Annotated in this window: 1 protein-coding gene; it reads left to right on the forward strand. The window is 68.1% G+C overall.

Translation table 11 applies throughout. The features are described from left to right. A partial coding sequence (locus tag AC27IQ_RS26320) for a type VI secretion system Vgr family protein (RefSeq protein WP_487091415.1) occupies window positions 1-718 on the forward strand: 718 nt, incomplete at both ends.

The following is a 718-nucleotide window of genomic DNA, read 5'->3' on the forward strand; positions in this document are numbered from 1 at the left end:
GGAAAACCCCCAGGTCAGCGCTGCGGCCCCGGGCCCCAAGGGCACGGCGCAGGAAGAAGGCTCGTTCCAGCGGTTCACCCTGCTGGCCCAGCCCACCAGCGTGCCCTACACCCCCGCGCGCACCACGCCGAAACCCAGGACCACCGGCCCGCAGACCGCCGTCGTCGTCGGCCCGCCGGGCGAGGAGATCTGGCCCGACCAGTACGGGCGCGTCAAGGTGCAGTTCCACTGGGACCGGGTGGGCGCCATGAACGAGAACTCCAGCTGCTGGGTGCGGGTCTCCAGCAGCTGGGCCGGCTCCGGCTTCGGGGCCCTGTTCATCCCGCGCATCAACATGGAAGTCGTGGTCGACTTCCTCAACGGCGACCCCGACTACCCCCTCATCACCGGCTGCGTGTACAACGCCGACAACATGCCGCCGTGGGCGCTGCCGGCCAACGCCACGCAGTCGGGCATCAAGACCAAATCGAGCAAGGGCGGGGCCTTCGGCGACGGACTGAAGAACGGCGCGGGCGATGCCAACGCCATCCGCTTTGAGGACAAGGCCGGGGCCGAGCAGCTGTGGCTGCATGCGCAAAAGGACCAGCTCACCGAAGTGGAGAACGACGAGGACAAGTGGGTCGGGAACGACCGGCGCAAGACCATCGACCGGGACGAGACCAACGTCATCCACCGCGACCGCACCGAGACCGTGGACCGCAACGAAAAGATCACCGTG

The sequence above is a fragment of the Acidovorax sp. KPB24-07 genome (assembly GCF_057543315.1).